Source organism: Pandoraea terrae (assembly GCF_902459695.1).
Lineage (GTDB): Bacteria > Pseudomonadota > Gammaproteobacteria > Burkholderiales > Burkholderiaceae > Pandoraea > Pandoraea terrae.
Genome location: NZ_CABPRZ010000028.1, coordinates 18,449 through 33,228, shown reverse-complemented (window position 1 = coordinate 33,228; position 14,780 = coordinate 18,449). Strand labels below are relative to the sequence as shown.

Annotated in this window: 11 protein-coding genes; 4 read left to right on the top strand and 7 right to left on the bottom strand. The window is 64.4% G+C overall.

The window, feature by feature from the left end; all coding sequences use genetic code 11:
• Positions 1-13: 13 nt before the first annotated feature.
• The 3 genes from pilQ to pilM form a co-directional block, all read right to left on the bottom strand.
• Positions 14-2,989, bottom strand: a complete 2,976-nt coding sequence (gene pilQ / locus PTE30175_RS23610; RefSeq protein ID WP_191629193.1) for a type IV pilus secretin PilQ — start codon at positions 2,987-2,989, stop codon at positions 14-16.
• A gap of 152 nt (positions 2,990-3,141) precedes the next feature.
• The gene (locus tag PTE30175_RS23605) at positions 3,142-3,750 is read right to left on the bottom strand and encodes a PilN domain-containing protein (protein ID WP_150699513.1); all 609 of its coding nucleotides are present in this window, start codon (positions 3,748-3,750) and stop codon (positions 3,142-3,144) included.
• Entirely contained in the window at positions 3,747-4,799 is a 1,053-nt protein-coding gene (pilM, locus tag PTE30175_RS23600; RefSeq protein WP_150699512.1) for a type IV pilus biogenesis protein PilM, read from the bottom strand. The genes PTE30175_RS23605 and pilM overlap by 4 nt, the downstream gene beginning before the upstream one ends.
• A gap of 248 nt (positions 4,800-5,047) precedes the next feature.
• Between pilM and PTE30175_RS23595 the strand changes: the two genes are divergently transcribed.
• A complete protein-coding gene (locus PTE30175_RS23595) occupies positions 5,048-7,447 on the top strand; it encodes a penicillin-binding protein 1A (protein ID WP_150699511.1) in 2,400 nt (799 codons plus the stop codon).
• A gap of 87 nt (positions 7,448-7,534) precedes the next feature.
• Here PTE30175_RS23595 and cyaY read toward each other — a convergent pair whose 3' ends face one another.
• Complete coding sequence (gene cyaY, locus PTE30175_RS23590) at positions 7,535-7,855, bottom strand: iron donor protein CyaY (RefSeq protein WP_150699510.1); 321 nt, start codon at positions 7,853-7,855, stop codon at positions 7,535-7,537.
• A gap of 57 nt (positions 7,856-7,912) precedes the next feature.
• Between cyaY and lptM the strand changes: the two genes are divergently transcribed.
• Together lptM and lysA are read left to right on the top strand one after the other, a co-directional pair.
• Positions 7,913-8,140, top strand: coding sequence for an LPS translocon maturation chaperone LptM (gene lptM, locus PTE30175_RS23585; RefSeq protein ID WP_150699509.1), 228 nt, complete (start codon positions 7,913-7,915; stop codon positions 8,138-8,140).
• Positions 8,141-8,204: 64 nt separating this feature from the next.
• On the top strand, positions 8,205-9,476 hold the full coding sequence (gene lysA, locus PTE30175_RS23580; RefSeq protein WP_150699508.1) for a diaminopimelate decarboxylase: 1,272 nt from the start codon (positions 8,205-8,207) through the stop codon (positions 9,474-9,476).
• Positions 9,477-9,550: 74 nt separating this feature from the next.
• Here lysA and ccsB read toward each other — a convergent pair whose 3' ends face one another.
• From ccsB to PTE30175_RS23565, 3 genes are all read right to left on the bottom strand, one after another.
• Positions 9,551-10,735 carry a c-type cytochrome biogenesis protein CcsB gene (ccsB, locus tag PTE30175_RS23575; protein ID WP_150699507.1) on the bottom strand — a complete coding sequence of 395 codons (1,185 nt, stop codon included), beginning with the start codon at positions 10,733-10,735 and terminating at the stop codon, positions 9,551-9,553.
• 11 nt (positions 10,736-10,746) lie between these two features.
• The gene (locus PTE30175_RS23570) at positions 10,747-12,882 is read right to left on the bottom strand and encodes a cytochrome c biogenesis protein ResB (RefSeq protein ID WP_150699506.1); all 2,136 of its coding nucleotides are present in this window, start codon (positions 12,880-12,882) and stop codon (positions 10,747-10,749) included.
• Between the two features lie 134 nt (positions 12,883-13,016).
• Positions 13,017-13,673 carry a c-type cytochrome gene (locus PTE30175_RS23565; RefSeq protein ID WP_150699505.1) on the bottom strand — a complete coding sequence of 219 codons (657 nt, stop codon included), beginning with the start codon at positions 13,671-13,673 and terminating at the stop codon, positions 13,017-13,019.
• A 252-nt stretch (positions 13,674-13,925) separates the two neighbouring features.
• On the opposite strand from PTE30175_RS23565, the gene yihA reads away from it, so the two are divergent.
• Positions 13,926-14,612 carry a ribosome biogenesis GTP-binding protein YihA/YsxC gene (yihA, locus tag PTE30175_RS23560; RefSeq protein ID WP_150699504.1) on the top strand — a complete coding sequence of 229 codons (687 nt, stop codon included), beginning with the start codon at positions 13,926-13,928 and terminating at the stop codon, positions 14,610-14,612.
• Positions 14,613-14,780: the final 168 nt, after the last annotated feature.

The window sequence follows — 14,780 nt, the reverse complement described above, 5'->3', positions numbered from 1 at the left end:
CCAGTCTCGCCGTTCAGCTGGATGCCGCCGACGGTTCGTCCACCGGCGCGGCAGGCGGCACGATGCCGGCGACTTCGAGCTGCATGAGTACCATGTTGACCAGCGCGGTGACGCTCGGCCGCCCCGTTTCGATCACGAACGTGGCGCATTCGCGATACAGCGGGTCGCGCTCCTGGAACAGTTGCTCGAGGCGTCCGCGCGGGTCAGCGGTCTGCAACAGGGGCCGATTCTTGTCCCGGCGCGTGCGCAGCCACAAATCGTGCGGGTTGGCACGCAAATACACGACCGTGCCGCGCTCCTTCAGGTATGCGCGATTCTCGGCGCGCAAGACAGCGCCGCCGCCCGTGGCGATCACCACGCCGCTGCGTTGCGTCAGCTCGTCGATCGTCTGCATTTCACGCAGACGAAAGCCGTCCTCGCCTTCGTGTTCGAAGATGATCGGGATACGGACACCGGTGCGGGCTTCGATTTCATGGTCGGAGTCGAAGAACGGCCGTCCCAGCCGGCGCGCAACGGCGCGGCCCACGGTCGTCTTTCCGGCGCCCATGAGACCGACGAAAAATACGTTTTCCAGCATAAATCGCTGCAAATTAGGTTCGATTTCAAGATCATACCGGGATATGTCACGCATGTGCGGACCACATCGGCGTCGCGGGCGCTCCGATCGTGTCCATGGCGACCGGCGAGCGGGCGGATTTTCGTACGGTTCCGGATCCTCCGGGACGCCGTTGGGGGCGCCTTCGCGCGTATCCGGCGCAGCATCGGCCGGGCGCCCGTCAAGGACGGCCGGCAACCGGTCGGCGCCCGCCCGGACAGGCCACGGAACGTCGGCGCCGGCGTCCGGAACGATGCTCGGGGTGAGAAACACCAACAATTCCGTACGCCGGTCGTTGGCCGACCGATTGCGGAACAAATTCCCGAGCAACGGCAGATCCCCGAGTCCGGGCACCTGCGCCGTCGCGCCGCGCCGCTCCTGCTGGTAAATGCCGCCAATTGCGACGGTGCCGCCACTTTCGACCTGAACCTGCGTTTTCACATGCTTCGTATCAATCGCGAAACCGTTGGCGGTTTCCTGGCCGACGCTGTCCTTGCTGACGTCGACATCGAGAATGACGCGGCCATCCGGCGTAATTTGCGGGGTGACTTCCAGGCGCAGGCTTGCCTTGCGAAACTGAACGGAAGACGTGTTCCGGCGCCCGCCACGCTGCGAATACGGCAATTCCGTACCCTGCTCGATGATGGCCTGCACCTTGTCGGCGGTCACCACCCGCGGGCGCGACACCACACGTCCGCGGCCCGCCGCCTCCAGCGCGGACAACTCGAATTGCAGCATGTGGCTTGCCGCGCGCCCGAACAGGGTGATCGCCAACGAGGGCGCCACAAAGCCGCTCAAATCGCCGGCCGGCAGCGCGATCCGGGCGGCCTGCCCGCCTGGGCGCGTGTCCCGGGAGGCGTCCGGCGAGGGGGCCGCAGCGCTGTCCGTCGATGCGGCATGGCCGGACGGACCCCGTTCTTCCCTGCTTTCGCTTCCCAGCCGCCCGGCCAGCCGGACGCCGAGGTTGCGGCTGAAGCGGTCGTCGGCTTCGACGATGCGCGCTTCGATCAGGACCTGCCGTACAGGAACATCGATGCGGGCAATCAGCGCAGCCACCTCGTCGAGTTTCTCTGGCAGGTCGGAAACGAACAGCTGGTTCGTCCGAGGATCCGCAATCAGGTTGCCGCGTGTCGACAGCAGGCGATGTCCTGCCTCCCCCATCAGGACTTTCCGTAAATCCGCCGCCCGTTGGTAATTGAGTGCGAATCGTTGGCTGGCGAGCGGCATCAACGCATCGCGTTTCGCCCGGGCTTCCAACTGTTGCCGCTCATCTGCCACCACGTCGGCACGCGGCGCGATCCATACGACCCCGTCCAACCGACGTTGCTCCAGACCGGCCGCGCGCACCAGCACGTCGAGCGCTTGTGCCGGCGCGAGACCGTCGAGTGAAATATCGAGTCGCCCTTTCACACGCTCGCCGATGACGAGGTTGGTCCCGGTCAGCTTCGCAAACGCCCGCAGGACATGGGGGATATCGGCACCGGCCACGTGCAGCGACACGGCGCCGGCCGGCGGCGACGGCATGCGCATCAACGCTGGCCATGACGTGCGATCCGTTGCCGCCGTGACTTCGCCCGTGCCTGTCAGGGCCAGCGCCCGGTCGCCGTAGTGCATCACCCCGAGCCAGCCGGACGCCGAGGGCGACGCATCACTCCCCTTCGCTGCCGTTGCCGCACGCTCGGCCGGGCGGCTGCGGATGCCCAGCGGCATCACGAACGGGTCCGTCATTTCAGACGGCACGTCTAGCGGCGGGCTGGATTCAGGAAGATCGGGCAACGTCGCCAAGTCATCCGTTGTACGTTGCGCCGTTTCATCCACGCTGCCCTCGTCGTCCGGCCGGTGCCGCGCATCGTTGCGCCAGGTATGGGTTGCCAACACCAGCGTCAGTTGCAGAACGTTTGACGCGGCACCGGGCGCCGAGTCCGGGATCCCCACGTGTGGTGGGGCTTCAAGCGTCAACTGTTCGATGGAAATGAGACGCGGCAGTCGCTCAACGGCCCCCAGGAACCGCACCACATCTGCGAATGCGCCTCGCAGGCGCCAACTTGCGCGATGGCGCGTGCCGTGGGGCGTCGACTTTTCACCTGCCGGTTGCACGGCATCGAACGCGAGTCCGTAGTGCCCTGCGAGTCCGTCGACATCCGCGAGCCAAGCCTGAGGCGATGGGATGTCGTCGACGCTTGCCGCCGGCAACCGCGCATTCAGCGCCGCCGCGGCCGCCATCCCTTCCCGATCAAGCGCCCGCAGTTGCGGCAAATCGGCCACGCGTACCGCGTCTGCCTCGCGCGCCTGACGCCATTCCGCCTCCTTCTGGACCAGCGCCGCCCGCGCTGGCGAACGGACCACATGCCACGCCCCGTACCCGAGAAACGCAGACATCGCGACGACCAACATCGACAACCCCGCATGCCAAGGTCGAGGCCACTCTTCCGGCGACATTGCCCGGAAAGTGTTGAAAAATGCAGTCAGCAGCGATAGCAGGCGCCGACGCACCGCCGTCGTTGCGGTCCCGTCCCGGGGCGAGCCGCTCCCCGAATGGTCGGCGCTCATGCGGCGCCCCCGACGTCCTGATCGGGGTTCTGTGCTCCGTCGTGCACGGCGTCAAGTTTCAGCGTGAACCGACGAATGCCTTGTAAGCGGGACATCCCGCCTGCACTGCCCGCTGACACTGGCGTCATGCGCATATCGACAACCGTAACGCGCCGGACCCACGGCAGGGTGCGCAGCGCGCGCTGATACTCCTTGACGCGCGCCTGCGCAGACGTGACGCCTTCCACGCGCAGTTCACCGGGATGCCCGGAAATTTGGTCGAGACGCATGCCGAACGGCACAAGTTTCGCGAGATCAATCAGTGCGGCGGGCGATTTCCAACGCTGTTCGTGAATCGCAATGGCCGCCAACCGGTGCGACCGCGCTTGAGCCAGCCTCCGTGTCAGCGCCTCCCATTCGCGCAGATCCTCCTGCATGGCATGGCTGATCACGCCGGCCGCCTTCACGCGGGACGCTCGCGCCGTCAGTGCGCGCTCGCCGGACAGGATGAGGCCGCCTGCAATCACGAGTCCCGCGAAGGAAAACACCGCCATGGCGCGAGCGAGCCGAAGATACGCCGCGCGCAAACGTTGGCCGCAGGTTGGCAGCAGGTCCAGGTGATTCATCGCAAGGGCATGCCGCGCTGGGCCAATCCACGCAATGCCAGTCCGCACGCGGTGGCAAGTGCGGCGCGCTGCGCAAGGGTGTTGCGGACTCGCCCCACCGCGCCGACGGTGTCGAGGCCGGCGAGTGGGTCAAATGTATGTACCGGCACGGACAATGTCTCCGACACCGCGTCGCAGAAGGCATTTGCCGTCTGCTGAGGCAGACTGCCGGGCGACACGTGCAAGCGCTGCGGCGCCACGGGCAATTCTCGGCAAATATGATGCACGGCATCGGCGAGCCGCATCGGCGTCGCGCCTTCGGCGGCCACCGGGACGCGCCTTTCCGATAGGCACTCGGCGGCGTCGAACACGCCGACGTCGACGCCATGTTCGTCGATCTGTACGAGTCCGTGTAGTCGCGTCGCGTCGCATGTTTCCGCATGCGTTGGCCCATCGCTCCCCCATAAGTACGCGCGCCGGACCGCGAGCGGCGCGGCATCGACCGCATGGACCGGCAAGCCTGCCATTTCCATGATGGCGAGCCGGTCGTCGACGGTCTCGCCCGCGCACGCGAAGACCCGCAGCGACCGCCTGCCGGCCCCTGCCCAAGTGGCGCCCACGCGCCGGCGTCCGCCGTCGTCGTTGAGCAGCGCCGCAGCAAAGCGCTCGCCCCATGCACGCGCGGCACGCGGCGCCATCTCGCGTGGACAGACAACCGTTTCCGTCACGAGCGTATAGGCAGGCACGGCAATCACCGCGGTATCGCGACGCCGGACGTCGGTGGCCGACAGCCCCAGCCGCTCGCAAACCTCGGCCAATGTCCGCGCAACGGCTTCGGGCTTCCTGACGCGCCCCGCACGGACCGCCCCCTCCGGCAATGCCGCGCCCCCGCACGCCGTGAGCCGGGCGCGCGCAGGCCCGGGAATACGCGTCAGCCGCACGACCTGCACTGCGACATCATCGAAATAGACACCGCACCCGCCGCTGTCGCCGGCGGAAACGCCCGCGTCCGCGCGAAATGCCGCCGATTTCGCGATGCGCGTTGCCCGGCGGAGAAACTCTGTGACCATTGCACCACTCCCAGTCATATGAATCCTGTCGATGGAAGGACATGCTAGCCACGCAGCCGGCCGGCCCCAATCGGCGGATTCCTATTCCTGGCGGCCTCTGCCGGCGATGCGGAAAAACGGCATGACGTCCGAACGCAACTGCCGACGTTCCGAGCAAAGACATCGGAAAAAGCCGCAATTCTGTGCCCCCCGGATGGCTCGCCGGGAGCGGACGCTATAATCGGGCCAACGTTGACTCCCGCTCCCCCATGGCAAGCACTCCCGAAACCGATACCTCGCGCGACCGCCGCCCGCCCCCCGCACGCCGCCCGCTCTGGCTCCGGCTTGTTCTGTGGTTCGCCGGCCTGATTGCCGCCATGTTCGTGTGCGGCGCGTTGCTTGCCGGGTACGTGCTGGTGGTGATGACGCCGCAACTGCCGTCGCTCGACACCATCGTCGACTACCGGCCGAAGATTCCGCTGCGCATCTATACGGCGGACGAGATCCAGATCGGTGAATTCGGCGAGGAACGCCGGAACCTTGTTCGCATCAATGACATTCCCGAGGTGATGAAGAAGGCCGTGCTCGCGATCGAGGACGACCGTTTCTACCAGCACGGCGGCGTCGACTTCGTCGGCATTTTCCGCGCCGGGGTCATGAACGTCGTCAAGGGCGGCGCGTCGCAGGGCGCCAGCACGATCACCATGCAGGTCGCGCGCAACTTCTTCCTGTCGAGCGAGAAGACCTATACCCGCAAGATCTATGAGGCGCTGCTGGCGTACAAGATCGAATCGCGTCTGTCGAAGGATCAGATTCTCGAGCTGTACATGAATCAGATCTATCTTGGCGAGCGCGCCTACGGTTTCGCGAGTGCCGCGCGGGTGTACTTCGGGAAGGATCTGAAGGACATCACGCTCGCCGAGGCCGCGATGTTGGCAGGTCTGCCGAAAGCCCCGTCCGCGTACAACCCGATCGTGAACTACAAGCGGGCGCGCGTTCGCCAGGAATACATCCTGAAGCGCATGTTTGACCTGGGCTACATCAGCAAGGATCAGTACGAAACGGCAGTTTCACAGGAACTCGCGGTGCGCGGACTGGGCAGCGAGTTCAGCGTGCATGCCGGCTATGTCGCGGAAATGGTGCGCCAGTTGCTGTATGCGCAATTCAAGGACGAAATCTACACGCGCGGCTTCAACGTCTACACCACGATCAACTCGGCCGACCAGGAAGCCGCCTATGAGGCGTTACGCGCCGGCGTCATGAGCTACGAACTGCGGCACGGTTACCGCGGCCCGGAAGCCAACATCGACCTGCCGGCCGACGCGGACGAACGCGAGCAACTGATAGACGACACGCTCGTCGAGCATCCGGACAGCGGCGACCTGGTGGCTGCCGTCGTACTCTCGGCGTCGCCGCAGAAGGTCAAGGCCGTGCTGCTCAATGGCGACGAGCTGAATATCACGGGCGACGGTTTGCGCTTCGCCGCGGCCGGGCTCAACGCCCGTGCGCAGCCGAAGCAGAAAATCCGCGACGGCTCGGTCATTCGCGTCAACAAGGATGCCAAAGGCAACTGGCGAATTTCGCAGATGCCGGATATCGAAGCCGCATTCATTTCGCTCGATCCGCAGAATGGCGCAATCCGTTCGCTCGTCGGCGGATTCGACTTCAACCGCAACAAGTTCAATCACGTGACCCAGGCGTGGCGTCAACCGGGCTCGAGCTTCAAGCCGTTCATCTATTCGGCGGCCCTGGAAAAGGGCTTTGCCCCTGCCACGATCATCAACGACGGCCCGCTGTCGTTCTCGGCGGCGCAAACAGGCGGGCAGCCATGGGAGCCGAAGAACTACGGCGGCGGCTTTGACGGACCGATGCCCATGCGTGTCGCGCTGATGAAGTCACGCAACCTCGTATCGATCCGCATTCTGCAGAGTATTACGCCGGCCTACGCGCAGCAGTACATCGGGCGCTTCGGTTTCGAGGCGGACAAGCACCCGGCGTACCTGCCAATGGCGCTAGGTGCCGGCGTCGTGACACCACTGCAGATGGCCGGCGCGTACGCGGTCTTCGCCAATGGCGGCTTCCGCGTGAACCCGTTCCTTGTCGCGCGCATCACCGACTCGAAGGGCAACACCCTCATGGAAGAAAAGCCGGTCGTGGCCGGCGACGAATCGATTCGCGCCATTTCCACGCGCAATGCGTTCATCATGAATTCCATGCTGCACGACGTCGCCACGCGCGGCACGGCCGCCAAGACGAACATGCTCAAGCGCAGCGACCTGGCGGGCAAGACCGGCACCACCAACGATTCGCACGATGCCTGGTTTGCCGGCTATCAGGCGCAACTGGTGGGGGTTGCCTGGATCGGCTTCGACCAGCCGCGCAATCTCGGCGATCGCGAAACAGGCGGCGGCCTCGCCCTGCCGATCTGGATCGACTATATGCAGAAAGCCTTGCGCGGCGTGCCTGAGCAGACGCGCCCCGTGCCCGATGGCGTGATTCAGGCCAACGGAGACTATTTCTTCGACGACTATCCGCCGGGCAAGGCCGTCAGTACGGTGGGGTTGACGCAGGACACATCGGGGGACGGCGCTTTGCTGCCGAATCAGCCGTCCGGGCCGGTCGAAACGCAGGAACGCCAGCGCATCCTCGACCTGTTCAAGCAGCCATAAATTGCTGCGGCGGCCGCAGCGCCGGGCGACCACGGCCGGCAGCCGCCGGCCGCGCCCTCGCATCAGTGTGGCGAGGACTGATGCGGCTTACGCCGCGCGCAACGTGACCGGTTCGCCGGCTTGTTGCGTGGCGAAACGGGACAGCGCCTCAAAGAGTTCGCTGTTGTCGCGCGTATCGCGCCACTGATCGCCCTGCAGGCGGTAATGGAAGCCACCCGAACGCGCCGCCACCCAGATTTCGCTCATCGGCGTTTGCAGATTGACGATGATCTTGCTGCCATCGTCGAATTCAAGCGTCAGCACGTTGCCGCTGCGCTCGCAATCCATATCCGCGCCGCTGTCCTCGACAGCCGCCTCCACCTGCGCCAGAACCGCCTCGGCGATGGCCAGGAATTCACTTTCCGTCATGCTAAACTCCACGGTTTGCGTCACTGTATACACACCGCCCCGTGCGGTTTCTACCCCATGACTGCACCTATTCGAACCAGCGCGATTGTAGCGTCGATTGCGATCCTGAGCGCGTTGGCCGGCTGCGGTCAGGCCGGCCCGCTGTACCTGCCGGCCAAACCGCCGCGTCCGACCGCACCGCCGGGCGAGCCGCTCGCGCCGCCCGCCGTGGTGCCCGCGCCCGCACGCGGCCCGTCCGTCGAAGTGCCGCCAGCCGCCTCCAAACCGGCCGCCAAACCGGAATAACGCCCCGGCGGGTTGTGTCCCTGAGTTTTATCCGAGTTTCGCGTGTTTTTGTCCGAGTTTCGCTATGACCGATGCCTTTTTCGCTTACCGTGACGGCGTGCTGCACGCTGAATCGGTCTCGTTGTCCACCCTTGCCGCACGTTTCGGCACGCCGCTGTATGTCTATTCGAAGGCCGCGCTGACGCAAGCATACGGCGCCTACGCCAAGGCATGCGAGGGGCGCAACGCGGCCGTACATTACGCGGCAAAAGCGAATTCCAACCTCGCGGTGCTCGGCGTGTTCGCCAAGCTGGGCGCGGGCTTCGACATCGTGTCGGCCGGCGAGCTCGCACGCGTGATCGCCGCCGGGGGCGATCCTCGCCGTGTCGTGTTCTCGGGCGTCGGCAAACATGCCGACGAAATGCGCTTCGCGCTCGAAAAAGATGTCTTTTGCTTCAATGTCGAATCACGCCCCGAACTGGCGCGCCTGAACGACGTTGCCGGCAGCATGGGGCGCCGTGCACGCGTCTCGCTGCGCGTGAATCCCGACGTCGACGCCAAGACGCATCCGTACATTTCCACCGGCCTGCGCGGCAACAAGTTTGGCGTGGCCTACGAGGAAGCGCTCGCCGCCTACCGTGAGGCGTCGCAACTGCCGCACCTCGAAGTGGTCGGCATCGACTGCCATATCGGCTCGCAGATCACGGAAGTGTCGCCGTATCTCGACGCGCTGGACAAAGTGCTTGATCTCGTCGAACGCCTTGACGCCGAGAACATCAAGATTCATCACATCGACGTCGGCGGCGGTCTGGGCATCACCTATACCGACGAAACGCCGCCCGATATCACCGCGTTCGCCACGCAACTGCTCGACCACGTCGCCCGGCGCGGCCACGGTCATCGCCAGGTGCTGTTCGAGCCGGGCCGCTCGCTGGTCGGCAATGCCGGCGTGTTGCTCACGCAGGTCGAGTTCCTGAAGCCGGGCGAAACGAAAAACTTCGCGATTGTCGATGCGGCCATGAACGATCTGGCGCGTCCCGCCATGTACGAGGCGTACCACGGCATCGTCCCGGTCACGCAACGCGACAGCGGTGACAGTACCGTATATGACGTCGTCGGCCCGGTGTGTGAAAGCGGCGATTGGCTGGGCCGCGATCGCGCGCTGAACGTCGAAGCGGGCGACCTGCTCGCCATTCATTCGGCCGGTGCTTACGGCTTCACCATGAGCTCGAACTACAACACGCGTCCGCGCGCCGCCGAGGTCATGGTCGACGGCGACGTGGCGCATCTGGTGCGCGAACGGGAAACGGTCGAGTCACTGTTTGCCGGCGAGCGCCTGCTGCCAACAAACGGCTGATCCAGCGATAGCAAAAAAAGCCGCCGGGAGGCCCCCCGGCGGCTTTGCTTTATCGTGACAACCACCTGCGGGCGTCAGAGCTGGCCGTAGCTATGCAGCCCCGACAGGAACATGTTGACCCCCAGGAACGCGAACGTCGTGACGAGCAGGCCGGTGAGCGCCCACCACGCGGCGACGGCACCGCGCAGGCCCTTCATGAGACGCATGTGCAGCCATGCCGCGTAATTGAGCCAGACGATCAGCGCCCACGTTTCTTTCGGGTCCCAGCTCCAGTAGCCGCCCCAGGCGTCGGCCGCCCACAGTGCGCCGAGAATCGTGGCGATCGTGAAGAAGGCAAAGCCGACGGCGATCGCCTTGTACATCAAGTCATCGAGCAGTTCGAGCGACGGCAGGCGCGACGAGAAAAAGCCGGTACCGAGCGGCGCGCCGGCAATGGCAAGCTTCTTCTGTTCGCGCGCCTTGAGCAGATACGCGACGGCGACCATCGCTGCGAGGGCAAACGTGCCATAGCCGATGAAGTTCGCCGGCACGTGGATCTTCATCCACCAGCTTTGCAGTGCAGGCACCAGCGGCTGGATTTCAAACGCGCCGCGCGCCACGCTGTACCAAAGCAGGAAACCGACCGCCGCGCTGATCACGAGCAAGACGAACGGCCCGAGGGCGCGCGTCTCATAGCGCTGTTCGTAATACAGGTAGAACAGCGCGGTGATCATGCAGAACAGCACAAACACTTCATACAGGTTCGAAATCGGAATATGGCCGACGTCTACGCCGACCAGATACGACTCGTACCAGCGCACCATCATGCCCGTAAAACCGAGCAGCACGGCAGCCCAGCACAGCGTCGAGCCGAGGCTGGAACCGACCGGCGAGCGCGCGATCAGCCCGCCCCAGTAGAAGATCGTGGCGAGGAAGAACAGCGCGCTCATCCACAGGATGGCCGACTGGCTCGACAGGAAATACTTGAGGAAGAACGCCTGATTGGCGCGTGCGAGATCGCCGTGATAAAGCGAAATGCCCGACAGCGCGAAGAAGGCGATGCCGGCCATCAGCACGCGTGATGCGCGCCAATGCCAGCCGAGCAACGCAAACACCGGCACGGCGCCGATCAGGATGGCATTCTCGTAATAATCCATGAAATGGCCATAGCGGTTCAGCGCGAACAGCGCGCCCGCGAGCAGCGCTGCCGCAAACAGCCAGTCGGCCCACGTTCGCCGCCGCAGCCACGAGACCTCGGAATAGCCTTGGGAGAGCTCCATATTCGTCACCTTCATCGTTTTGCGACCAGCGTTTCAATGTCCGCTTTCATACGGTCGAATTCCTTGTCGAAGTCCATCGTGCGGCGCGTCGTCGACGCGGCCATCAGCACTGAGCTGCCGCCGTCGTCCGTATCCTTCAGCCAGAGCCACAGGCGGCGCTCCCGCACATAGAACATCGAAAAAATACCGAGCACCAGCAGCAAGCTGCCAAGATACACGATCTTCTTGCCCGGCGAGCGCGTCAACTGGAAGACGCTCGCCTGGATCTGATCGAACGAATCAAGCTGCAGGAACACCGGCGCGCCGTAAAGGAAGTTGTCCGACAGCGCGTTGACAGCCGTGTGCGTGAAGCGATCGTTCTCGGGCGTGGAGGCCGCTACCGGCAAACCGCTGCGCTCGCGCGCTATTTGCCACAATTGCCAGACCGTCCCGTCCAGAATACGCCTGAACATTTCGGCCGCGCTCGACTGCTGATCCTGCGGCACGCGCTCGCCGACCAACTCCGCGATGGCCTGCAAGCCGCCCGTCGGCTCACGCCCCGCGACTACAGGGGTCGCGGCGGCAAACAGGTCGAGCCCGCGCTTCGCGCTTTCCTGCAATTGCGCACGCAACTCGGGCGCGGAACCCGCCGGCAACGATTGCGCGGCGAACCGGCGGGCCGCTTCGGCGCGCGCGCCAGCGTCGAACAGCGCCGCGCGCAGCATCATCCACTGTTTGACGGAACCGTCGGCGTCGGCGGGAATGCGCAGATACTGGAACGGGCCATCCGGCGTATCGCGCACGCCGGTCATGAACACCCGTTCGCCGCCCTCGACCCGAATGGGCAGCATGTAGTTACGATACTCCTTCGCCTGCCCGGCCGTGTCGCGCACCTTGTACTGCACGGACGGCCCGACATTGCGCAGATTCTTGTCGACGGCAGACGGCGCCCCGGAGCCGAGATGCTTGCTCAGGTCTTCGCTCAGCGACCGCCTCGCCACGCCGCGCACGTCGCGCTCGCCGCTGCCGTTGCTGATGTTTTCGACGTTGATTGCCCGGAAATCGCTGAACTCGATCGTGTAGTCGCCCTTGCCGGGTGCGCCGGCCTTGAGCGCGGTCTTGCCGCCGACCTCGCCCGAGAAGTCGAACGGCGCACTCCCCGAGCCGGTCATCGGATAGCCGGTCAGCTTGAGCTTGCTGCCGCCATCTTCGAAGCTCGACTGGTAGATCGCCACGCCCTTGTAGATGAACGGCTCGTTCACCTTGACCGTCGCATTCATCGTCTTGCCGTTATCGGGGTCCGTGACGACGATGTCGCTCGCAAACAGCTTGGGCATGCCCGTCGAGTAATAATCGACGTGAAACTTCTTCAATTCAATCGAGAACGGCAGGTCCTGCACCAGCGACCCATCCTGAAAATTGAGGATCGCCGTCGAAGACTTGCTGCCTTCCGGAATGAACGAATACCCGCGAAACGCCGGATTTCCGGACGACAAGCGGTGGTCTTCCGGAATTTGCGCAATCACCGCATTGCCTTGCAGCGGCGACTTGCCAAAGAGATGCATTTGGAAGCGGATCAGCAAATCGCTGTCGACGAGCCCGCCCAGACAGATGATGACGATCGCGCTGTGGGCGAAGATGTAGCCGATCTTGTTGACCGCGCCGGCCTTGGCGGCGATGAGCGTCGCACCGTCGCGCTCGCGCACGACCAGGCGATAGCCGCGGCGCCCGACATACTGCGTCAGGCGCGCGAGCATTTCGGCGCGCGGCGACGGCCCCTTGTATTCGGCCTTGTGCCCGAAGGCGCGCAGGCTGCCTTCGCGCACATGATCGCGCCAGCTGCGGATATCGGCGATCATCTTGGGGGCGTTCCGGATGACGCACAGCGACGTCGAGATCATCAGGAACCCCAGGATCGTCAGGAACCACCACGAGCTGTAGACGGCGAACAAGCCCAGCGCGCGGAAGATATCTGCCCAGAACGGTCCGAACTGATTGACGTAGTTGGGGTAGGGGTCGCCCTGCTTGAGCACGGTGCCGACGATGCTGGCGATGGCGAGCACCGTGAGCAGGCTGATGGCGAAACGCATCGAACTGAACAGTTCGACGCTGTCGCGAAACCAGCGCTGAGTCCCCTTGACCTGCATACCTGATGTACTGACGCTCATCCCGATTCTTTTCCAGACCCGACAACAAAAAAGGGTGGACGGCGCCCTCGCGCCAGCCACCCTATGCTAAACCACTTGAGGTCGGCCGCATCGATGCGACTCGCCCGATTTTGTTATAAGCAACCGAATATGTCTTACCGCAGGCCGGCAATATAGTCTGCCACGGCCTTGATCTCCTTGTCGGAGAGGCGCGAGGCCACGGCATGCATCGGTGCGTTGTTGGTACGTGTTTCGTCGCGGAAGGCCACGAGCTGCGCTTGCGTGTAGTCGGCCCACTGGCCGCCCAGACGCGGATATTGCGCCGGCATCCCCGCGCCCGCCGGGCCGTGGCAGGCCGCGCACGCCGGCACGCCCTTGTCGGCCAGGCCGCCGCGGAAAATCTTCTGACCTAGCGCGACCGAATCCTTGTTGCGTGCAAAACCCGGCTTTTCCTTCTGCGATTCGAAGAAAGCCGCGACGTTGCGCATGTCCTGGTCGTTCAGCGCACCGACCATGCCGGCCATGATCGCGTTGTTCCGCGCAGGGGCTTTCGCGCCCGACTGCACCTTGAAATCCGCGAGCTGCTTGTAAAGATAGTCGGCGTGTTGGCCGGCCAATTTCGGATAAGCACCACCGCTGCTATTGCCGTCGGCGCCATGACACGACGCGCAGACCTGGCTTGCGATGGCTTGCCCCCGGTTCAGGTCCGGCTTGACCGGCGCCGGGGCGTCCGCGGCGTGGGCCACACTGCTTGCGGCGAAAATCGCCAGGGCAAATGGTGTTGCTGCGAGAGACGTCCAAACTCGGTTCATTCGCACACCTTGTATCGTTTTTGTCGGGAAATCAGTGGTACTGGCCATACAGTCCGGCGCCGTATTCCTCCTCCACATCACGACGCGCGAGACATTCGGCTAACGCCTGGGGCGGACCCAGGTTAACTTTCATATTGTACAATAAAGACTCGCCCCGGATTACGGGGTTTCCATGTAGATGTCGCAGTACGGGGCCCTCCTGAGCGCCTTGAAGCGCGCGTCGGATCCGTTTGCGCGCCGCGCTCCCAGCCCATGTCCCTACTCCATCAAGCCAAATTCTTCACCACCGTCAATCATCTGCGCGACCTGCCGCCCACGGCGGTCCCGGAAGTCGCGTTTGCCGGACGCTCGAACGCCGGCAAGTCCAGCGCGATGAACATCCTGTGCAACCAGAAGCGCCTCGCGTTCGCCAGCAAGACGCCCGGGCGCACGCAGCACATCAACTATTTCGAAATCGCCAATGCGAAGGCCGAGCATACCTACGGCTATCTGGTCGACTTGCCGGGCTACGGCTACGCCCAGGTGTCGGGAGGCGCGAAGCTGCACTGGCAGCAGCTGCTCGGCGATTACCTGGTGCAACGGCCGCAACTGCGCGGGCTGGTACTCGTGATGGATTCGCGCCGCCCGTTCACCGAGCTCGATCTCAGGCTGGTCGAGTGGTTCCTGCCGACCGGACGCCCGATCCACGCGCTGCTGACCAAAGCCGACAAGCTGTCGCGCCAGGAAGCCACGAACGCCCTGCGCAATGCGAAGCAGGTCTTCGGCCGCTATCCGCGCACCGACGGTCTGCCGCCGGACGATCCCGCCACCCCGCCGCAATTCACGGCCCAGTTGTTTTCCTCGTTGAATCGCACCGGCGTGGATTCCGCGCAGCGTCAACTCGAAGCCTGGCTCGAAATTCCGGAACGCCCCCAACCGGCAAAGCCGGCGGTAAAGTAACCCCGGTAACCCCGCGCGGGAAAACGCACGAACATGCGGAAATTGCGCACATAAAAAAACCGCCGTGTAGGCACGGCGGGTTTAAATAAGCCTAATCGTAGAACGACAGGCGCCCGCTCAGGGAGGAGAAGCGGGGGACACTGCACGCAGTGCATGCATCCGGTTGGT